Below are 21,569 nucleotides of genomic sequence, written 5' to 3'. Positions count from 1 at the left end.
TTTCAAAGAACCGGCTTTAGTATTAATCATCTCAATACAAACAAAAAGCCCCTGTAACCTTTTGGCTACAGGGGCTTTTTTAAAGCGTTAAATAGTAATAATTACTTAGTACGGCCTGCACGCTTACGATCGTTTTCAGTAAGAAGTTTCTTACGGATACGGATGCTTTCAGGAGTGATTTCTACTAGCTCGTCATCATCGATAAACTCAAGAGCTTGCTCTAGAGTGTACTTGATAGCTGGAGAAAGAACCTGAGCTTCGTCAGTACCAGATGCACGAACGTTAGTTAGCTGCTTACCTTTTAGACAGTTAACAGTTAGGTCGTTAGAACGGTTGTGAATACCGATGATCTGACCTTCGTAAACTTCGTCTGCGTGCTCTGTAAATAGACGACCACGCTCTTGTAGGTTAAATAGAGCGTAAGTTAGCGCTTTACCTGTTGCGTTAGAGATTAACACACCGTTGTTACGCTGACCGATGTTACCGCCTTTGTGTGGGCCGTAGTGGTCAAATGTATGGTAAAGAAGACCAGAACCTGAAGTTAGAGTCATGAACTCAGTTTGGAAACCGATCAGACCACGAGAAGGCATCATGAAGTCCATGCGAACACGGCCTTTGCCATCTGGAGCCATATCAGTTAGCTCACCTTTACGTAGACCGATGTTTTCCATGATACCGCCCTGATGCTCTTCCATCACGTCGATAGTCACAGTTTCAAACGGTTCTTGTAGATCACCATTCTCATCACGCTTGATGATAACTTCTGGACGAGATACAGCTAGCTCGTAGCCTTCACGACGCATGTTTTCAATCAAGATAGATAGGTGAAGTTCACCACGACCAGATACACGGAATTTATCTGGGTCTTCAGTTTCTTCTACACGTAGTGCAACGTTGTGTACAAGTTCTTTTTGTAGACGCTCAAGGATGTTACGTGAAGTTACGTACTTACCTTCTTTACCAGCAAACGGAGAATTGTTTACCTGGAAAGTCATAGTAACTGTTGGTTCGTCAACAGAAAGAGCAGGAAGTGCTTCTGGAGTGTTTACATCACAAATTGTGTCAGAGATCTTAAGTTCACCAAGACCTGTGATTGCGATGATGTCACCTGCAGTTGCTTTTTCTACGTCGTGACGCTCAAGACCTAGGTAACCTAGTACTGTACCTACTTTACCGTTACGCTTAGTACCGTCTGCACCAACCACACATACTTGCTGGTTAGGAACAACAGAACCACGAGTTACACGGCCAACACCGATAACACCTACGTAAGAGCTGTAGTCTAGCTGAGAGATCTGCATCTGCAGTGCGCCGTCAACGTCAACGTCAGGAGCTGCTACGTTCTCAACGATAGCTTGGAATAGAGGTTCCATGTTCTCGCCAGTTTCGCCTTCTTCCATTGTTGCCCAACCGTTTAGAGCTGAAGCGTAAACAACTTGGAAGTCTAACTGCTCGTCAGTTGCACCTAGGTTGTCGAATAGGTCAAATACTTGATCCATTACCCACTCAGGACGTGCACCTGGACGGTCAATCTTGTTGATTACAAGGATTGGCTTAAGACCGTGAGCAAACGCTTTTTGCGTTACGAAACGAGTCTGAGGCATAGGACCATCAACTGCGTCAACGATAAGAAGTACAGAGTCAACCATTGACATGATACGCTCAACTTCACCACCGAAATCGGCGTGTCCTGGGGTATCTACGATGTTGATGCGGTAATCATTCCAGTTAATCGCTGTGTTCTTAGCAAGGATGGTGATACCACGCTCTTTTTCGATGTCGTTAGAATCCATTACGCGCTCTTCGGCTTCGCCGCGAGACTCTAACGTGCCAGACTGCTGAAGCAGTTTGTCAACCAGCGTTGTTTTACCGTGGTCAACGTGCGCAATAATTGCGATATTTCTTAATTTATCGATCTGTGGATTAGACATGGGTTTCACATTCACTCAGAACATGCAGCGACCCTAATGGCGCTACTTGGTTAAAAAAACGGCTCATAATCTAACAGATTTTACTCCAAAACCCACGAAATATGTGATTTATATCACCAGGTTTTTTCGATATTTTCTTATCAACCGTACATTTTTGCTGTTTTTTACTACTTTTCCCATCAAAAAAACCATCAAAAATAAAAATAAAAACCTTTAAAACCATAAACATAAAAACAAAAACACAGAGCAGTATGGTTAATTGCCTAAATTATTTTTTTTCTAGTCAATTTGAGAAAAATCTTTGCTCAGCCAGCAAGAGATTGACAATAAGTGACCATCATTGAATAGTAGAAGCACAAATTTGGTTCAGCAAATGGGACAACGACGATAGTTGCACCATATTAGTGCATCAAATCCCCAAATTTGTGCAACAAAGGATGACCTAATCAGAGAAAATTATATAACAATTTGATTTTTAATGATTAAAAATATTGGCACGGTTCTCGCTATGTAAAAAGTAACAGAATTGCTCCATGCCCTAGTTAGGCCGATGCCCAGTCTTTAACACCGGAGGTTAGTTAGAATGTCAGTAGAAAACGTATTAGCACTGATCCAAGAGAACGAAGTTAAATTTGTAGACCTACGCTTTACCGATACTAAAGGTAAAGAGCAGCACATCAGTATTCCAGCACACCAAATTGACGCTGACTTCTTTGAAGAAGGCAAAATGTTTGATGGCTCATCGGTTGCAGGTTGGAAAGGTATCAATGAATCAGACATGGTGATGATGCCAGATGCTTCAAGTGCAGTATTAGACCCATTTACTGAAGAATCAACATTAAATATCCGCTGTGACATTCTTGAGCCTGCAACCATGCAAGGTTACGACCGAGATCCTCGCTCAATTGCTAAGCGCGCAGAAGATTTCATGCGTTCAACTGGCATTGCAGACACAGTCCTTGTAGGCCCAGAACCAGAATTCTTCCTATTTGACGACGTGAAATTCCACACTGACATGTCAGGTTCATTCTTTAAGATTGATGACATTGAAGCCGCTTGGAATACGGGTAGCGATGTCGAAGGCGGTAACAAAGGTCACCGTCCAGGTGTTAAAGGCGGTTACTTCCCAGTAGCACCGGTTGACTCATCACAAGATATTCGTAGCGCAATGTGTCTTATCATGGAAGAGATGGGCCTTGTTGTCGAAGCTCACCACCATGAAGTGGCAACAGCAGGTCAAAACGAGATTGCAACTCGCTTTAACACTCTAACGACAAAAGCCGATGAGATTCAGATCTACAAGTATGTCGTTCATAACGTTGCACACGCCTTTGGTAAAACCGCAACCTTTATGCCAAAACCTCTGGTAGGCGATAACGGTAGTGGTATGCACGTACACCAGTCTCTCGCAAAAGATGGCGTTAACCTATTTGCAGGTGATAAGTACGGCGGCCTATCTGAAATGGCACTTTACTACATCGGCGGTATCATTAAACATGCTCGTGCTATCAACGCATTCGCAAACCCAGCAACTAACTCATACAAGCGTTTAGTTCCTGGTTTTGAAGCACCAGTAATGTTGGCATACTCGGCACGTAACCGTAGTGCATCAATTCGTATTCCAGTCGTACCAAGTCCAAAAGCACGTCGTATCGAAGTGCGCTTCCCAGACCCTGCAGCAAACCCATATCTTGCGTTTGCAGCAATGTTGATGGCAGGTCTTGATGGTATCATCAATAAGATCCACCCTGGCGAAGCGATGGATAAAGATCTATACGACCTACCAGCAGAAGAAGCAGCAGAAATCCCAACTGTTGCCGAATCACTAAAAGATGCTCTCCAGTATCTTGATGATGACCGCGAGTTCTTAACGGCAGGCGGCGTATTCTCTAATGACTTTATCGACTCTTACATCAAGCTAAAAGCACAAGATGTAGAGAAAGTGAATATGACAACTCACCCACTTGAGTTTGAACTTTACTACTCAGTGTAATTAAGCCGACTTACATTACGCATAAAGATTTAGACCTGCCTCACAAGCAGGTCTTTTTGATCTTGTTGTCTTACCCAGAGCTGAAAAAATACCCGAAATAAGCAAATAAAAATAAAGGGATATTATGCTAAAGCTCTGCACGGCATGGACCACAACATTATTACTATTGATGGTAACCAATACGGTCAATGCCACCATTTACTCGTGGGAAGATGAACACGGAGTAGTGCATTTTTCTGATCGCCCAACTAATCCCAACGCTCAAGAATATCAACTGGATGTTATTCAAGTTAAAACCAGTCAAGAGGTTAAGCAAACCACCACTCAAGCATCAGCAGAGGCTCAGTCAAGTAAACCTTTATTACCACCAGCAACGGTTTCAATTATCAGCCCCATTCATGATCAGACCATACGCAACAACGAAGGTAATATTCGCGTTACAGCCGTCGCAAACCACCCATTAACAGCGCAAACTCAAGCGCAATTGCTGCTAGATGGCAAAGCGTACTTAACGCCGCAGCAAACACTGACTTGGCAATTAGAAAATATCAATCGCGGTACTCATCAGATTCAAATTCAATTAATTAAAAACGGCAAGGTTATTGCTTCATCAGAGAACATTACTGTTTATCTTCACCGCGCATCGGCCTTACAACCCAAGTTTCCACCCGTAAAGCCAAAAACTGAGTAATCATTAGATTTTACTGCACGATTTTCGATAAACAGGCTACACTTAATTGCACTATTTTGGTGCATGAGCTTGGCTTGCTTCCCATACAAGGACGATAACCGTGACAGCCCCTGATTCCACAACCATCATTGATAATTTAGTGACAGCCGTATTACTGCTTGATGAAACCCTAACTATCTGTGAAGTAAATCCTGCCAGTGAGCAACTCTTTTCTCTAAGCCAACGAAAACTGGTTGGCAGTAAACTGAATGAATTGGGCCAACACTGTTCGTTAGATAGTGAGCATTTAATTCAAGCACTAGAACACGGGCAAAGTTTTTCTGATAGTGAAGTTATTTGGGGGCTCTGTGATGGTAAGGCGCTGACATTAGATCTTGATGCTAGTCCTATTATGGCTAACGGTACTCGTTATGTTTTATTAGAGCTACGAGCCGTCGATCAACAACGTCGTATCAGCCATGAAGTTAGCCAATATGCTCAGCAGCAGGCGGCCAAAGAACTGGTTAGAGGATTAGCCCACGAAATCAAAAACCCACTTGGGGGCTTGCGAGGTGCGGCACAACTACTAGAAAAAGTCTTACCATCGGATCAATACCAAGAATATACCCAGATGATTATCGAGCAAGCAGACCGGCTACGTAACTTAGTCGATCGTTTGTTGGGGCCGCAAAAACCTGGGCTACGTCATAGCCAAAATATCCATGCAGTACTAGAACGAGTACGACAGCTATTGCAGTACGAAGCGGGAGAATCAGTCGTCATTGAGCGGGATTATGATCCCAGCTTACCCGACTTTGAGATGGACAGTGAGCAGCTGGAACAAGCTCTCCTTAATATCGTGCGCAATGCCCTACAAGCGCTGGCATCCCAATCCCAAAACCCTGCGCCAAAAATTGTGCTAAAAACCCGCACCGAGCATCAAGTCAATATCAAAGGGCAACACCATCGTACAGTAGCCCGAATCGATCTCATTGATAATGGACCGGGTATTCCTGATCAACTCCAAGATACTCTGTTTTACCCTATGGTCAGCGGACGCTCTGACGGTACTGGACTGGGTCTTTCTATTGCCCGCAATCTGGTCGATCAGCACCAAGGAAAAATAGAGGTGGTCAGTTGGCCTGGCCACACCGCTTTTACTGTGTATTTACCTATTAAATAACCATCGAGGACACCACTATGAGTAAAGGAATGGTTTGGGTTGTCGATGATGACAGCTCCATTCGCTGGGTACTAGAACGCACCCTAAATGCGGCCGATCTGGCATGCGAGACATTTGCTGATGGCGATAGTGTATTACAGGCATTAGAGCGAAGCTTACCCGATGTATTAGTCTCAGATATCCGTATGCCGGGAATTGACGGCTTTGCCCTACTTAAATCGTTGCAGCAACACTACCCCGACCTCCCTGTTATCATTATGACAGCCCATTCAGATCTCGATTCGGCCGTTAATGCTTACCAAGAAGGGGCTTTTGAATATCTACCAAAACCCTTTGATATTGATGAAGCCATCACTTTGGTTGATCGCGCAGTAACCCATAGCCAAGAACAACGTCGAGCCAAACAACCACAAACACAAGAACACACCGCCCCTGAGATTATTGGTGAAGCGCCAGCCATGCAGGAAGTGTTTCGAGCCATAGGTCGCCTATCACGTTCATCCATTTCGGTATTAATCAATGGCGAATCGGGCACAGGTAAAGAGCTGGTTGCTCACGCCCTACATCGCCACAGCCCTCGCAATGAACAGCCCTTTGTTGCCCTTAATATGGCCGCAATACCAAAAGACTTAATTGAGTCAGAACTGTTTGGTCATGAAAAAGGAGCGTTTACCGGAGCCAACAGCGTTCGTCAGGGGCGCTTTGAACAAGCCAATGGCGGTACTCTATTTTTAGATGAAATTGGGGATATGCCACTGGATATCCAGACTCGTTTATTGCGCGTGTTAGCTGACGGGCAATTTTATCGTGTTGGTGGCCACGCTCCAATTAAAGTAGATGTACGCATCATTGCCGCAACCCATCAAGACTTAGAAGTGTTAGTAAGAGATGGTGATTTCCGTGATGACCTTTTCCACCGTCTCAATGTTATTCGCATTCATCTCCCTGCGCTCAAAGATCGTCGGCAAGATATCGCTCAACTGACTCGTCACTTCTTGCAACGAGCAGCTAAAGAGCTTGGCGTAGAGCTAAAAACACTGCACCCAGATACCCTAGATTTACTGACCCAAATGCCTTGGCCGGGTAATGTTCGTCAATTAGAAAATACCTGTCGCTGGATAACGGTGATGGCCAGTGGTAATGAAGTGTTACCAGCCGATTTACCACCAGAGCTATTAGACATTGATAAACCATCTGCCGCACTGAATGAGCAACATGAGTGGCATCGAGGGCTACAGCTTTGGGCACAAGACGCCTTACGCCACGGCCAAGAGAATTTACTCAGTGAAGCACAACCTATTTTTGAGCGAGTACTATTGGAAACGGCATTAGAATTTACCCGTGGTCATAAACAAGATGCAGCGAAATTACTCGGTTGGGGCCGCAATACCCTGACGCGAAAAATTAAGGAACTCAATATAAAAGATTAAAACATAGCTCACATAATTAATTCCCGTGTTACATCGACAATACACTATTATGTATAGTTAATCGGCAACAGCTAAGGTAAACACTGAAGCAATACCGAGCAATTAATGTATTTAATCCCCAATATGGACCTGTCTCTTAAGGCAAGATTTTCTATACTGGGGATACCGATTTAACTTGGGATGAAAATAACCATGATTACTAAGCACCTCCCTTTAACTGATTTACACCGTCATCTTGATGGTAATATCCGTGTAGAAACCATTTTAGACCTAGGCCAAAAATTTGGTCTTGAGCTACCAGCAAACAGCGTGGAATCACTACGCCCACATGTACAAATTGTTGAAGCAGAGCCAAGTCTAGTGGCTTTTCTTGCTAAGTTAGATTGGGGCGTTGCCGTATTAGGTGATTTGGATGCGTGCCGTCGTGTTGCTTATGAAAACGTAGAAGATGCGCTACGTGCACAAATTGATTATGCCGAGTTGCGTTTTTCTCCTTATTACATGGCAATGAAACATCAGTTACCCATTGCAGGCGTAGTAGAAGCGGTTGCTGATGGCGTTGCTGCCGGTTGTCGCGATTTTGGTATAAAAGCCAACCTGATCGGTATTATGAGTCGTACCTTTGGCACTGAAGCTTGTCAGCAAGAATTGGATGGCTTACTGGCTCATAAAGACAAGCTAGTTGCTATCGACCTTGCTGGCGATGAGCTAGGCCAACCGGGGGTTCAATTTATCGAACACTTTAAACAAGTGCGAAATGCAGGTCTTAACATTACTATCCACGCAGGTGAAGCGGCAGGCCCTGAGAGCATGTGGCAGGCAATTACTGAGCTAGGCGCAACTCGTATCGGTCACGGAGTTAAAGCAATCCACGATCCTAAATTAATGGATTACTTAGCACAGAACAAAATTGGTATTGAATCTTGCTTAACCTCAAATATTCAAACCAGTACAGTTGCTAGCTACCAGACACACCCAGTTAAAGCTTTCCTTGAGCACGGTATTCTTGCCTGTTTGAACACCGATGACCCTGCGGTTGAAGGCATTGAACTACCATACGAATATGAAGTTGCAGCACCAAAAGTGGGCTTAACCGAAACACAAATTCGTCAGGCCCAAATCAATGGTCTAGAGCTTGCTTTCCTATCAGATAGTGAAAAACAAGCCCTTAAAACATTAGCGGCACAACGTAGCTAATTAACCATAACTCAATCTCAATCAATACGCAGTTTGTGTTGTTTTTTTAATCAAGAGCAATTTTCTTCTGCGTATTATTGAGTACAATAGCGCCACTTTTTGGCTGAGCTTACCAACTAAGCTCGCTCCCTTTTGATGATAACGACTCTTTATCATCACAAATACTTTGGTGGCCCTCGTTATGTTAGATACGATTTTATCTTTCAGTGTCGCAATGCCCGCAGTCAGTGAACTAGCCGCTAATGGCTCTGGTCAATTTGCAGCAGGTATTTTGGCTCTGATCGCAGCAGTTAACTTCACAGGTCAATAACCATTCGCGTTATGATCGGTTCCAACACGCTCTCCTATGTCAACGAGAGTGTGTTGCTTTTCATTCAATACTCGCCCTACTTCACCAAATCTTAATTCTATCCAAGTTATAATCGACTCTTTTCGTGCTTGAGATCTTAGCTATGGATGAGACGTTAGTTCCGAATATTGTTGATTTTATTTCTCATATCGACCCTTTTGATAAATTGCCAAAAGTCGCCTTAGTTGAGGTAGCCCAGTCAATTCAAATTAGCTATCTTGCAGCCAAAAGCGAGATCCAATTTGATCAAAAAGATCAGGAACAATATCTCTATCTAATCCGCTCAGGAACGGTTGAGCAACGCCACCTAAATGGCACATTACGAGCACGACTAGAGCAAGAAGATCTGTTTGGTTTTACCCATTTAGCCGATAGTGCAGAGCATGAACCTTATCAAGCTATTACACTGACCGCCTGCCTGCTGTATCTCATCCCAGTGAGCAAACTCAACTCGATCTTGACGCAATATCCAGAGCAGGCTCAACATTTTGCAACCGCGGCCCAAACTCGTCTGGAATCGGCTTTGAATGTTGTCTGGTCCGATGCTGAGAAAGGGCTATTTGTGGAAACCGTGGCAGATGTTGCCCAGCGTCATCCCGCCATTGTTGATAGTAAGATGAGCATTAAAGAAGTGGCTCGCATCATGCGTTATCAACACCATAGCTCTTGTGCTGTCATCATCGAAAACCAGCAAATTATCGGTATTATCACCGATCGCGATATGACAAAACGGGTGATCGCTGATGGGGTAAGTACTGATTCCCCAATTACTCAAGTCATGACCCGTCACCCTTATACTATTGGCAGTCAGGACTTGGTGCTCAAAGCTGTTGGCTTGATGATGGAGCACAATATTCGCAGTTTGCCCGTGGTTGATAATCAACAAGTCGTTGGCCTATTAACAACCTCGGATCTGGTGCGTAAACATCGGGTTCAAGCCATCTTTTTAATCGAAAAAATCAACCACGCTCAAACGGTGGAAGCGCTGGCTCAGTTAACAGCCGAGCGTCAGGCTATCTATGAAGCTTTGGTGGAAGGTCATGTGCAACCAGCAGTGATTGGTCAAGTGATGGCGATGATTATGGATGCCATCAACCGCCGCTTAATTACCTTTGCTGAACAGAAATTAGGCCCTCCGCCATGTCCTTATGCCTGGGTTGTCGCTGGTTCTCATGCGCGCAATGAAGTACATATACTCTCAGATCAAGACAGCGCCATTATTTTTTCTGATCACAGCCAACCTCAAGATAAAACCTACTTTAACTATTTAGCCATGTTCGTCTGTAATGGACTGGCCGCTTGTGGTTATCCTCTTTGTACTGGGCGCTTTATGGCAGCCAAACCACAATGGTGCCAACCAATGCGAATTTGGCGTGAATATTATCGTAAATGGGTTGCCAGCCCTGAGTACGATAAATTGCTTAATGTCAGTGTATTTTTTGAAATTCGTACCGTTTATGGCGAAGACGATTTTGCTCAACAACTGCGCCAAGAACTGTACAACCACATTGATGAACATCCACAATTTCTTTCATCTTTGGTACGAAATGCACTAACGGTTAAACCACCACTGGGGATCTTTAATAACCTAGTGCTTGAGCATAACGGTAGCAACAGTAAGAGTCTGAATATTAAAAAATACGCCATTAATATTATGGTGGATTTAGCCCGAGTTTACGCACTGGCCGCTCAAAGTGATGCCATGACCACCGAACAACGTTTTATCGATGCCCACCAGCACGCAATTATCAATAAAAATACCTTAGATGATTTATTGGGCGCTTATCGTTTTATGCTCCAGCTGCGCCAACATCATCAGTGGCAAGCACTCAAACAAGGTAATACTCCAGATAACTACATCGATCCCAATCAGTTTGGCAGTTTTGAACGTAAGCACTTAAAAGACGCATTTCGTATCGTGGCCAACTTACAAGAGATCTGCAAAATGCGGTTCATACGCCGATGAGCATCAGCCAACTGTTTAAACGATGGTCGCCGTTAGAAAAGCTGCAACAGCAACGAGACAGTTATGTTCAGCAAGCACTACCCAACTCATTGTCATCTTGGTTAAGCACCCCATTACCTCAAAGTGATAGCCTATTATCACAGTTGGAGTATTTGGTATTAGACTTTGAGACCACAGGGTTTGACCCAGAACAAGACGACATTTTATCTGTTGGTTTTGTCACTATCAGCCAACAGCGAATCGATTTGAGTACAGCTACTGAGTTACTGATTAAAGATAGCCAACAAAAAGTGAAGCCAGAAACGGCTATTATCAACCATATCACCACCGAGAAGTTGGCTCATGGTGTCGAATTAGATTGTGCCATGGCATCTCTCTTTAATGCGATGAAAGGTAAAATCATGGTGGCCCATGGCGCTATGATTGAACAGCGCTTTCTCAACCACTATCTGGCAACTCGATACCAACTGCCGCCATTACCCATTATCTGGTTAGATACCTTAACCATTGAAAAATCGCTGTCGATTCATCGGCAACAACTTAAGGCTAATGACTACCGTTTAGCCCAGATACGACAACGCCATGGCTTACCGGCGTATCCGGCCCATGGCGCTGTTATTGATGCGATTGCAACGGCAGAATTATTACTCGTGCTGCAAGTTGCCTGCTTTGGTAAAAAAACAGGCACATTAGCTAATTGGCTTAAATAACGCGAGAGAACTGCTGTTGGCGTGCACGCTCTCGTAAATATTTATCAAAGCACATACAGATATTACGAATAAGCAGGCGGCCTTTTGGTTCAACATAAATCATCTTATCATCAACGCGAACTAAATCGTCATTGATAAAGGTTTGAAGTAGTTGTAGGTCTTCAGCAAAATATTGATCAAATTTAAGATCGAACATCGCTTCAATATCGTGCTTTTTCAATTGGAAATTACAAATTAATGCTTTGATCACTTCACGACGGATCAAATCATCTTGGTCCAATTGTACCCCTTTCCATAATGCGTGCTGTTGTTGCTCAATATCTGCATAGTAGGCTTTGAGCTCTTTTTGGTTCTGCGCATAACAGTCACCAATCATAGAGATCGCAGACACACCAAGCCCCAGTAAGTCACAATCACCTTGAGTGGTATAACCTTGGAAATTACGGTGCAAAATACCATTACGTTGCGCCACGGCAAGTTCATCATCAGGCAAGGCAAAGTGGTCCATACCAATAAACTGATAACCAGCCCCCGTTAATGTCGCAATGCTTTGCTGCAACATAGCCAGTTTCTCTTTTGGTCCTGGTAGCCATTCGTCTTTAATCTTACGTTGGGCGGCAAACAACTGTGGCATGTGAGCATAGTTAAATACTGATAAACGACCAGGCTTCATCTTTAACACTTCATGCAATGTATCACTGAATGCTTGTTGATTTTGCAGTGGTAGACCATAGATAAGATCAAGGTTAGTTGAGCGGAAACCTAGCTCTTTAGCTCGCTGAACCAAATCAAAGATAAACTTCTCATCCTGTTCGCGGTTGATCACCTTCTGCACTTCTTTATTAAAGTCTTGCACGCCAATACTGATGCGGTTGAAGCCTTCTTGACGTAAGTGATCAAGCATATCCAGTTCAATACGACGAGGGTCTATCTCAATCGAAATTTCTGCGTCAGCATCAAAATCAAAATGCTCACGCAATAAATTCATCAAACGGGTAATTTGTTCTTTGGTTAAAAATGTTGGCGTACCACCGCCCCAGTGCAACTGACTCACTTGGCGAGGGCCACATAACGCTGCTCGTTGAGCAATTTCAAGCGCTAATGCATCAAGGTAAACATCGGCTTTCTCTTGATGACGAGTGATAACTTTATTACAACCGCAGTAATAACAGAGCTTATGGCAAAATGGGATATGAACATAAAGCGACAGTTTACGTTCTGGATACTGGTGACACGCGGTTTCAAATTCGGCTTCACTAAATTCTTGGTGAAACTCTAACGCGGTTGGGTATGAAGTATAACGTGGGCCAGAGTAGTTATATTTTTCGATTAAGGCCTGATCCCAGATAATTTGCGTGTTTGGCATGACTGAACTTCCAACTTTGTAGGGCGAGGAGACGGTAAGTGTATCATGATGGATAACACTTACCGTACCGACACAAGCGCAAAAGCTTATGCCTTCATTATGGCTTTAAGATTTCATCGCCAGAATAGAATTGAGCTCTTGCTTGATATCATCAACCAAACGAGCTTCTGCTTTCATTCGATCTAAGTCGAGACGCATACGCTGACGCTTTTCAATATTACGGCGCACTTCACTGCGAGGCATATCTTTTACTACTTGATATAACTCATGCAGAGCAGGATATTGAGCGGCAAAGTCTACCGCTTTATCGTGCTGCAGTGCTTCCATCAACTTAAATAAGCGAATAGAAATCTCAGACATATCACACTGATCATTGACTCCAGCTTCTGCAATAATATAGACACTGTCTAAAATAGTTGCATTGCGTTGGGCAATTTTTTCAGCTTGTAACGCTTTTGTTCGTTCTAAAAACGCCTGATGGCGCTGATGTTGACGATAAAGCTTATACAATAAGTAACCGGCATACGCTGCTAATACAGCAACAACCGCACTACCTAGTCCAAACCAAAGCATCGTATTCTGCAACGGTTACTCCTTACCAAATGAGTCAAAATCCATTTTTTCGAACTGATCAAGCAGATCATCATCAGAATGAGCGCGAGTCATTGGTAACTCATCGTCCATCATCTCTTCTTCTGGTTCATCAAGTAGACCCAGTTGCTTCATCAGCTGTTCGATACGATCCAGTTTTTGATCCACTTGTTTTTGTAGGCCTGAACCCAGTTTCTCACCGGCATCAAGACGATCAAGTAAAGTGATCAATTGTGGATCATTTTCTAGCATCTCTAGCTCTTGCTGTGCAGATAGACGACGCTCTTTCTTCGTCATTGGCTTTTGCGCTTCCACAATCAATGGAATCGGCTTTTTGCTACCAAGACGTGGATCTTTTGGCTTGTTACCAGATTTCTGTTTTGTCACTACTGTTGAAGAGTGGCGACTACCAGCTTTTAAGCCTTTACGCTTGCGATCTTTTTTACGCTCAACTGCTTCTTTTTCTAGTTGAGAAACGCTTTTTTCACGGTATACCGCAGGTCCTTCAGAACCCGGCTTACGGCCTTTTTTCTTACGAGTCATTACTGGGTTTTCCTCAGCAAAATCACATCATTCCCAACAAACTCCACCTCTAAACCGTCACGTTCAGCTAAAAAGCTAAATGTCTCACGGCTAAAGAAGCTCACGTGGGTTGGATCGTTCTTATAGTGCCAATGCGCAAAGGCATCAACATCTCTTGCTAACTTAGTCATAAAGCCAAGCCATCCTCCTGGTTTGACTAGACTAAGTAATAGCCCCCACTCCTTCGCAGGCTGATAAAAATGCTCTATGGCCTCAGTACAGGTCACAAAGTCATATTGTTGCTCAAGGGCTTCACGATTGGGCGCAAAATATGGGTCATATATCGCCACATTATAACCCAACTCTGTCAACATCACCGATAAGGTGGGACCTGGTCCACTACCAAAATCCAATCCAGACAAAGGTGCAGCCCCAATTCGCTCAACCAAAGGATCGGCTAAGCGAGCTAAAAAACGGCGATATCCCATATCTTGAGGATTATTTTCATGCTGATCATAAACAGCTTTTTCATCTTCAGGTGCTAAGTGAGCATCTGGATCGGCAAAAACCAATGAACAAGAATTACATTGAAAATATTGACGTAACTTGTCAGTGAAAAAGTCATGGCTTGATGCACAATGGCATAACGGACATGAAGGCATAAATGTAAGCTCCAATGCAGTCCAACGTCATGGTGTATCAGGACTGGTTTAAAATCGAGCGGAGTATTCTATACCCAAATCAAAATAGAATGTAGTTTTATACCCATCTAATCAATGATCTGATAGTAATAAAAAGTGCGACAAAGCGATCAGTTAGCCACATTTTTATTTTTTGAATCAAACAAATAGCTATAAATAATGATGTATATTTAGCAATTAAAAACGCCAGATAAAGAAAAAGCGACAGGTATTTCTACCTATCGCTTGATGTCGGTGCCATATGGCTATATTCAGTCCAGTCTATCCTAACCAGATAACAACGTCCCGGTCTGACAAATATCCCTTTATTATTGCGGCTTTCCATGCCAAAAGCTTTCGTTCGTCATCATCCTGATGATTTTTAACAATCCATGCTACTTTCCATAGCAAAACAACTCATCCTAAGTTGGCTTTCCTTTAAGCTATGCTATCGTCCTAATAGCTAACTCCACCATCCTTATGTTCACTTCATCCTAGAAGTAACCGACATAAACCACTCACTCGTGATTTAACTTGTCCTTAAGCGTTATCCTAACAATCCTACGCTTCTTGCGAACTAACCAACCATCCTAGTTGACGTCCTGTGTATCCTTCGAGCATCAATACTCTGCCATCTATGGCGCAATTCCAAATTCCTTCAGCATTCCTGCTTAGCCAATCATTGGCTTTATCCATTCCGTTGCCGTACTCCCTGTCGACAAAACATAATTTACTTGAAATGGATTCTTATTCCATTGACAGACGTCACAAATTTTTTCTTGCCATGCCATGTTAAATACACAAGCAATTGTTTTATAAAGATAAATTATCTTTTGAACAGTGTTTTTTCAGTTAAAATTCACAGCATGTATGGCAGATCTCTTACAAGCTGATCAGCCATTTGATATTCCCGACAAGAATAAGTGTAAAAATGCGGTAAAAAACGCTGCTTTTTTATACCCGCAATTTTTATTATGCTTAATGCAAGCCACCAACATACTGCGATAATGCCGTAATTTCTTGGTCATTAAGCTTACTGGCAACCGAGCGCATCATGGCATTCATATCATTTGCGCGCTGACCATCACGGAATTTTTCTAACTGAAGTTGGATGTATTCTGCATTTTGACCCGATATCTTAGGAAATCCCGATAAGCTAGTGCCATCACCACGAGGACCATGGCAAGCAGAACAGGCGGGAATACCACGCTCAGAATCACCAAAGCGATATAACTGCTGACCAATAGGAATGGATGCTTTGGCAGAGGTATTATCAGAGATAGGGAGAGAAGCATAATAAGCGGCAAGATCAGCCATATCCTGCTCGGAGAGGGGCATAACCATTCCTCCCATCACAGCATCTACTCGGCCTTGTTCTCCACCACTGCTCATAGCTAGTTTGAAATCGTGAAGCTGTTTTTCTAAGTAAGGGGAGTGTTGACCTGAAAGCTTAGGGTATTGCGGCAATATGCCATTACCATCAGCACCATGACAAGCGGCACAGGTGACTGACTTGGCTTTGCCGGCTGCGACATCGCCTTGAGCCCAGGTAGGGAGACTGGCGAGTAATCCTAAAATCACTATTAATTTATTCATGACATTCCATTTATTGTTATTACTCAAACGACTTAAGTCTTGAATTACACTAATAAATGAAGCTTAAAAACTCAGCGCTTAAGATCGTTTGTGTATTGAGGCTTCCGTACCACAAGTAATGCTCAGCAACTTGGTATACAATACCAGCAGCGATTAAGCATATTTATCATATATTTTACACACTTTTTACAAAAAGTAATCAGTCGACTACTTAAAGACTTGACGGAGTTAACAGTGAATCAACCCCTCAACTATCGCAAAACTCATTTTATCACTAGTGCCCCAGACATTCGTCACCTGCCACAGGACTCTGGTGTTGAAATCGCATTTGCTGGTCGTTCTAACGCTGGCAAGTCGAGTGCACTAAACCGCATCACAGAACAAAAAAGCTTAGCTCGTACCTCAAAAACACCTGGTCGTACTCAGCTAATCAACATGTTCGAAGTGGAATCAGGTTGTAACCTTATCGACTTACCTGGATACGGTTTTGCTCAAGTACCACTAGAGATGAAAATCAAATGGCAGAAATCTCTAGGTGAATACCTTCAAAAGCGTGAGTGCCTTGCAGGTTTAGTTGTACTGATGGATATTCGTCACCCACTAAAAGATCTCGACCAACAGATGATCTATTGGGGTGTTGAAAGTGGCTTACCTGTTTTAGTGCTATTAACTAAAGCAGATAAATTAAAAAGCGGTGCTCGTAAGGCGCAAGTACTAAAAGTTCGTAAAGATCTAGCAGACGTGGCTGGCGATGTACAAGTTGAAGCTTTCTCTTCACTTAAAGGCATCGGAGTTGATCAAGTGCGTCATAAGCTTGATGCTTGGTTTGGCCCAGAGCTTGAGCGCCAAAGAATGCTAGCGGCAATGGAAGCTGGCGAAGAGTATGATGCAGGAGAGTAATTAAGTCTGCATCTTATTCTGAGGCTCTATGGATGGAGCCAATAAAAATTCCCCACCAGCAGGTGGGGCAAGGGGAGAGAAATAGGAGGTTTTCTTATTATCCAAAAAGGATCGATGATTTCCCCCATCAAAGCAAGCAATTTACCCTCACTTCGGTCACTTTTCATACTTATTTTTCAGTACACTCATCCTAATCCCCTTCTTTTTCTAGGTTAATTAACTACCGACCTTTATTTAGCTAAATATATTATTTCTGTAACAAAGCAACACAACATTTTGTTAACACAAGGAAGAGTAAAGGCTTTTTAGAAAGGCATTGAGAATGGATAAAAAAAAGCCACTCTCAACAATTAAGAGTGGCTATTTCATGGATTTGCTGGCTAGCCGGCAATAAAAACCGTCTACCAAAAACAAATATGAACAAGAAGCTGGTTTCATTATAACGGCTCAGCTCAGAATTTAAAGTATTTACTCTAAACAACGAGCAAAAACAGATCTAAATCACACAAGAACCGAAAGAATATGAATATTAACAATAATAAATAGCGATTAATGGCTAATATTTCAACGATTAAAAGCAAAAATAGCAAGAAATTGCGACTATGACAGAAGAGTAGATTGGGTATGGAATATAACGAGAAATGTAGAATTAGGCCCAATAAAAAACGCCCCAGTCTAAAACCAGACTGGGGCGGCTGAATCAGCCAAATCCAATAACGTGAAACAAAAGGTCTGAAAGATAGAACATCTTACCTCTGTACCCTACGTCATTAACTGTATATCAATTGCTCAGATATTGGAACCCCTATTTGTAGTTTTTTTTCACTTTCTCGTAAGTAAATTTTACAAATGGTAATTTTGTAAGCGGTTATTTTTAACAAAAAAATAGCTAACTGATTCAGCTAGCTATTATTTTTTATACGATTAGAAGTGGTAATGCTTAGTGGGCTTGGTCCCAGTTCTCGCCATAGCCGATATCAGCAATCAAAGGTACATCCAATTGAGCGGCCGATTCCATAAGAGTTTTAATCTCTTGGGCAACAGATTCAATTTCTGACTCTTGTACTTCAAATACCAATTCGTCATGCACTTGCATTAATAGACGAACACGACCCGATTCTTGCTGACCAATCCACTCATCAACAAGCACCATTGCGCGTTTGATAATATCGGCAGCAGTACCTTGCATTGGGGCATTGATCGCAGCACGTTCTGCAGCTTTACGACGCAAACCGTTACGAGATTTAATATCAGGTAGGTATAGACGGCGACCAAACAAGGTTTCAACATAACCTTGTTCACTGGCAACGGTGCGAGTAGTTTCCATATATTCAAGCACACCTGGATAACGCTCAAAGTAAGTATTCATATACTCTTGCGCTTCACCACGACCCATATCAAGCTGTTTAGCTAAGCCGAAAGCACTCATACCATAGATCAAACCAAAGTTGATCGCTTTTGCTCGGCGGCGCTGTTCACTAGATACTTGCTCTAAAGGTAGGCCTAAAATCTCAGCAGCTGTTGCCGCGTGGATATCTTTACCATGACAGAACGCATCCAACAGGGCTTTATCACCTGATAGGTGGGCCATAATACGCAGTTCAATCTGAGAGTAGTCGATTGCTAATACTTTATAACCTTGTGGCGCAATAAAGGCTTGGCGAATACGACGTCCTTCGTCATTACGAACAGGGATATTTTGCAAGTTAGGATCGCTTGAAGATAAACGTCCTGTCGCAGTAACCGCTTGGTGGTAAGAGGTATGCACTCGACCTGTTGCAGGGTTAACCATTTTTGGTAACTTATCGGTGTAAGTCGATTTCAGTTTAGCTAAACCACGGTACTCTAAAATAAGCTTTGGTAGTGGGTAATCTAGAGCAAGCTCTTGCAGCACTTCTTCATTAGTTGATGGTGTGCCTGATGGTGTCTTTTTAAGAACAGGTAAACCCATCTTTTCAAATAGAATCGCTTGTAACTGCTTAGGAGAGCTTAAATTAAACTCTTGATCGGCAATTTCAAAAGCGCGTTTTTCCAATTCATCCAAACGCTGAGCAATCTCTTGTGATTGAGCACTTAACTTCATGCTATCAATCAAAACACCAGTGCGCTCCATACGTGATAAAACTGGTACTAGCGGCATTTCAATATCGCTAAATACATGCAGTAATTTCTCATCCGCCGAAACTTTTGGATAAAGCGCATTATGCAGACGCAACGTAATATCAGCATCTTCTGCCGCATAAGGACCGGCTTGTTCAAGATCGATCTGATTGAAGGTTAACTGTCCTTTGCCTTTACCTGCAATTTCTTCAAAGCTGATATTCTTATGCTCTAAATAACGCAGTGCCAAGCTGTCCATATCATGACGACCAACCACACTGTTATACACATAAGATTCCAACATGGTATCGTATTTAATACCTTGCATCTCAATACCATAACGAGCAATAACACTCGCATCGTATTTTAGATTTTGGCCAATTTTCGCCTGATTAGGATCTTCCAGTAATGGCTTAAGCTGTGCCAACACCCAGTCACGATCTAACTGCTCTGGCGCATCTAAATAATCATGAGCAACTGGAACATAAGCAGCTTTGCCCTCCTCCACTGCAAATGAAACACCGACCAAGTTAGCAACCATATAATCTAGGCTGTCTGTCTCAGTATCAAAGGCAAAAGCTTCAGCTGATTTTAATTGCTCTAACCATGCATCAAAACGGCTCTGATCTAGAATCACTTCATAACCGCTGCGATCAATCACAGGCGCAACGACTTTTTCAGAAGCAACCGCTTGAGCAGCTTTCTCATCAGCAACAATTTTACCATCGCTACCACTTAGCATCTCTTCTAACCAGCGACGGAACTGCAATTGACCAAATAGACGAGTTAACTCATCAACATCAGGTTCTGCTTTAACTAGCTCTTGCGGAGTAATATCAAGTTCAACATCCAGTTTAATGGTTGCTAATTGGTAAGAAAGGTAAGCCCCCTCTTTATTATCCAACAGTTTCTTTGGCATGGTTTTTGAGCCGCGGAAACCAAGAGCTGGGATCTCATCCAAACGATCGTACAAAGCATCCAGACCACCAATACCAGTTAACAGTGCTTTTGCCGTTTTTTCACCAACTCCCGGAACACCAGGAATGTTATCGACCTTATCACCCATCAAGGCTAGGTAATCGATAATAAGCTCAGGGCCAATACCAAACTTTTCAACAACTCCAGCAGGATCCATCACAACATCTGTCATGGTATTGATCAGAGTGATATTTTCATCCACCAACTGCGCCATATCTTTATCGCCAGTACTGATCAGAACCGGCATACCTGCTTTAGAGGCTTGAGTTGCTAACGTACCAATCACATCATCGGCTTCAACACCGGAGATAGAGATCAATGGTAAGCCCATCGCTTTGATCACTGCATGTAACGGTTCGATCTGACCACGAAGATCGTCAGGCATTGGTGGACGATTCGCTTTATAGTCCGCAAACATCTCATCGCGGAATGTCTTACCTTTGGCATCAAAGATAACGGCAATATGTTCGGTTGAAAACTGGCGTAACATGCTACGAAGCATATTGATCACACCATATACAGCGCCAGTAGGTTGACCTTCTGAGTTAGTGAAATTAGGTGCGGCATGGTACGCACGGTATAGATAAGAGGATCCATCGATAAGGATCAATGGATTTTCAGGAATCGTCGCCATAGGATTATGCTTATATTATCGAGAAACAGATTAAGAGCTTGTTATCATCAATATTAACCGACTTTGAGCCGAAAAACGTTAACATTAATTCAAAGATAGACGTCATTGTAAAAGCTTGTTGATCACCTTAACACGAATCGATAGAAAATATCACATCCGCAGTGGATAACCTGTTTTCCCACCGACACCTCTATAAATCACCCTTAAATCTGTGGATAACTTTGTTAGTATTTAATTTTAACCGTTTGATCGTTTTTCACTTTCGAACAATGTTTTCTAACCACTCTATTATATTTCAATAACTTAACCATAGTTAAATTTAGAGATCCTCGATCCAAAAAAGATCAAGTCTTGTGGAAAAATAATTAAAACTCTTTATTTTCCTGCACAAAAACCCTCTAATTTGTTGTTAAAGACAACCAAAACCAAATGAATTGCTGCTATTTCAATCACCTCACTCGTAATACAGAGTAATAATGCCTTTAATGTGATTATTTAGCGTGAATTAACGATGCGCTATCAAAAGTTATCCACTGCAGCGTGATCGACAAACAGGATCTATCACAACAAAATCACCTTGATGATCTTAAATTAAACGGATTAAAAGCGTGCTATTGCGCTGCATTGTTTTATTTGAATTTTACTCAGTAGCGAAGATCTCAATCAGCATCTTAGAATTATGGAATAAGGGGATTAAGTGATCGTGAGGTAAAAGATCAAGCTGGAGTCAGGTAAAGAGAAAAGTAAAAAATTGCGGATAGTTAGAAAAGAAA

General features: G+C 42.6%; 16 protein-coding genes. 9 read left to right on the top strand and 7 right to left on the bottom strand.

Features of this window, described 5'->3' with window-relative positions:
* Positions 1-101 precede the first annotated feature (101 nt).
* Complete coding sequence (typA, locus tag WAX86_RS00850; protein WP_005301957.1) at positions 102-1,931, bottom strand: translational GTPase TypA; 1,830 nt, start codon at positions 1,929-1,931, stop codon at positions 102-104.
* A 583-nt stretch (positions 1,932-2,514) separates the two neighbouring features.
* Between typA and glnA the strand changes: the two genes are divergently transcribed.
* The 8 genes from glnA to WAX86_RS00810 all read left to right on the top strand — a co-directional run bounded on the left by glnA (position 2,515) and on the right by WAX86_RS00810 (position 11,429).
* Entirely contained in the window at positions 2,515-3,924 is a 1,410-nt protein-coding gene (gene glnA, locus WAX86_RS00845; RefSeq protein WP_005301960.1) for a glutamate--ammonia ligase, read from the top strand.
* A 124-nt stretch (positions 3,925-4,048) separates the two neighbouring features.
* A complete protein-coding gene (locus tag WAX86_RS00840; RefSeq protein ID WP_341488990.1) occupies positions 4,049-4,615 on the top strand; it encodes a DUF4124 domain-containing protein in 567 nt (188 codons plus the stop codon).
* Between the two features lie 100 nt (positions 4,616-4,715).
* Positions 4,716-5,777: a nitrogen regulation protein NR(II) gene (gene glnL / locus WAX86_RS00835; RefSeq protein WP_115426043.1), complete on the top strand. Its 1,062-nt coding sequence runs from the start codon at positions 4,716-4,718 to the stop codon at positions 5,775-5,777.
* A 17-nt stretch (positions 5,778-5,794) separates the two neighbouring features.
* Entirely contained in the window at positions 5,795-7,207 is a 1,413-nt protein-coding gene (gene glnG / locus WAX86_RS00830; protein WP_341488989.1) for a nitrogen regulation protein NR(I), read from the top strand.
* A 192-nt stretch (positions 7,208-7,399) separates the two neighbouring features.
* Positions 7,400-8,404 carry an adenosine deaminase gene (gene add / locus WAX86_RS00825; RefSeq protein ID WP_151171346.1) on the top strand — a complete coding sequence of 335 codons (1,005 nt, stop codon included), beginning with the start codon at positions 7,400-7,402 and terminating at the stop codon, positions 8,402-8,404.
* Positions 8,405-8,585: 181 nt separating this feature from the next.
* Positions 8,586-8,714: a hypothetical protein gene (locus tag WAX86_RS00820; RefSeq protein WP_005301973.1), complete on the top strand. Its 129-nt coding sequence runs from the start codon at positions 8,586-8,588 to the stop codon at positions 8,712-8,714.
* 142 nt (positions 8,715-8,856) lie between these two features.
* Positions 8,857-10,719, top strand: coding sequence for a DUF294 nucleotidyltransferase-like domain-containing protein (locus tag WAX86_RS00815; protein WP_237033221.1), 1,863 nt, complete (start codon positions 8,857-8,859; stop codon positions 10,717-10,719).
* Positions 10,716-11,429, top strand: a complete 714-nt coding sequence (locus WAX86_RS00810) for an exonuclease domain-containing protein (protein WP_341488988.1) — start codon at positions 10,716-10,718, stop codon at positions 11,427-11,429. The genes WAX86_RS00815 and WAX86_RS00810 overlap by 4 nt, the downstream gene beginning before the upstream one ends.
* On the opposite strand, the gene hemN is transcribed toward WAX86_RS00810, so the two are convergent.
* The 5 genes from hemN to WAX86_RS00785 all read right to left on the bottom strand — a co-directional run bounded on the left by hemN (position 11,422) and on the right by WAX86_RS00785 (position 16,184).
* Positions 11,422-12,795 carry an oxygen-independent coproporphyrinogen III oxidase gene (hemN, locus tag WAX86_RS00805; RefSeq protein WP_044179011.1) on the bottom strand — a complete coding sequence of 458 codons (1,374 nt, stop codon included), beginning with the start codon at positions 12,793-12,795 and terminating at the stop codon, positions 11,422-11,424. The two genes, WAX86_RS00810 and hemN, sit on opposite strands and share 8 nt — an antisense overlap.
* 105 nt (positions 12,796-12,900) lie before the next feature.
* Positions 12,901-13,380 carry a DUF2489 domain-containing protein gene (locus WAX86_RS00800; RefSeq protein WP_341488987.1) on the bottom strand — a complete coding sequence of 160 codons (480 nt, stop codon included), beginning with the start codon at positions 13,378-13,380 and terminating at the stop codon, positions 12,901-12,903.
* A 3-nt stretch (positions 13,381-13,383) separates the two neighbouring features.
* On the bottom strand, positions 13,384-13,929 hold the full coding sequence (yihI, locus tag WAX86_RS00795) for a Der GTPase-activating protein YihI (RefSeq protein ID WP_005301989.1): 546 nt from the start codon (positions 13,927-13,929) through the stop codon (positions 13,384-13,386).
* Positions 13,929-14,570 carry a class I SAM-dependent methyltransferase gene (locus WAX86_RS00790; protein ID WP_341488986.1) on the bottom strand — a complete coding sequence of 214 codons (642 nt, stop codon included), beginning with the start codon at positions 14,568-14,570 and terminating at the stop codon, positions 13,929-13,931. Before WAX86_RS00790 ends, yihI begins: the two co-directional genes overlap by 1 nt.
* Before the next feature lie 996 nt (positions 14,571-15,566).
* Positions 15,567-16,184, bottom strand: a complete 618-nt coding sequence (locus WAX86_RS00785) for a c-type cytochrome (protein WP_341488985.1) — start codon at positions 16,182-16,184, stop codon at positions 15,567-15,569.
* A gap of 234 nt (positions 16,185-16,418) precedes the next feature.
* Here WAX86_RS00785 and yihA point away from each other — a divergent pair, with 234 nt between their 5' ends.
* A complete protein-coding gene (yihA, locus tag WAX86_RS00780; protein ID WP_005301998.1) occupies positions 16,419-17,084 on the top strand; it encodes a ribosome biogenesis GTP-binding protein YihA/YsxC in 666 nt (221 codons plus the stop codon).
* A gap of 940 nt (positions 17,085-18,024) precedes the next feature.
* Here the strand turns inward: yihA and polA are convergent.
* A complete protein-coding gene (gene polA / locus WAX86_RS00775) occupies positions 18,025-20,796 on the bottom strand; it encodes a DNA polymerase I (RefSeq protein WP_138241383.1) in 2,772 nt (923 codons plus the stop codon).
* Positions 20,797-21,569 lie beyond the last annotated feature (773 nt).

This window comes from Photobacterium damselae subsp. damselae, from assembly GCF_038086725.1.
Lineage (GTDB): Bacteria > Pseudomonadota > Gammaproteobacteria > Enterobacterales > Vibrionaceae > Photobacterium > Photobacterium damselae.
The sequence above is the reverse complement of the archived record's forward strand: the minus strand, read 5'-3'. Positions and strand labels throughout refer to the sequence as shown.

Coding starts and splice junctions, on each gene's coding strand:
- typA (WP_005301957.1), bottom strand. CDS start 1,931: ATGTCTAATCCACAGATCGATAAATTAAGAAATATCGCAATTATTGCG.
- glnA (WP_005301960.1), top strand. CDS start 2,515: ATGTCAGTAGAAAACGTATTAGCACTGATCCAAGAGAACGAAGTTAAA.
- WAX86_RS00840 (WP_341488990.1), top strand. CDS start 4,049: ATGCTAAAGCTCTGCACGGCATGGACCACAACATTATTACTATTGATG.
- glnG (WP_341488989.1), top strand. CDS start 5,795: ATGAGTAAAGGAATGGTTTGGGTTGTCGATGATGACAGCTCCATTCGC.
- add (WP_151171346.1), top strand. CDS start 7,400: ATGATTACTAAGCACCTCCCTTTAACTGATTTACACCGTCATCTTGAT.
- WAX86_RS00820 (WP_005301973.1), top strand. CDS start 8,586: ATGTTAGATACGATTTTATCTTTCAGTGTCGCAATGCCCGCAGTCAGT.
- WAX86_RS00815 (WP_237033221.1), top strand. CDS start 8,857: ATGGATGAGACGTTAGTTCCGAATATTGTTGATTTTATTTCTCATATC.
- WAX86_RS00810 (WP_341488988.1), top strand. CDS start 10,716: ATGAGCATCAGCCAACTGTTTAAACGATGGTCGCCGTTAGAAAAGCTG.
- hemN (WP_044179011.1), bottom strand. CDS start 12,795: ATGCCAAACACGCAAATTATCTGGGATCAGGCCTTAATCGAAAAATAT.
- yihI (WP_005301989.1), bottom strand. CDS start 13,929: ATGACTCGTAAGAAAAAAGGCCGTAAGCCGGGTTCTGAAGGACCTGCG.
- WAX86_RS00790 (WP_341488986.1), bottom strand. CDS start 14,570: ATGCCTTCATGTCCGTTATGCCATTGTGCATCAAGCCATGACTTTTTC.
- WAX86_RS00785 (WP_341488985.1), bottom strand. CDS start 16,184: ATGAATAAATTAATAGTGATTTTAGGATTACTCGCCAGTCTCCCTACC.
- polA (WP_138241383.1), bottom strand. CDS start 20,796: ATGGCGACGATTCCTGAAAATCCATTGATCCTTATCGATGGATCCTCT.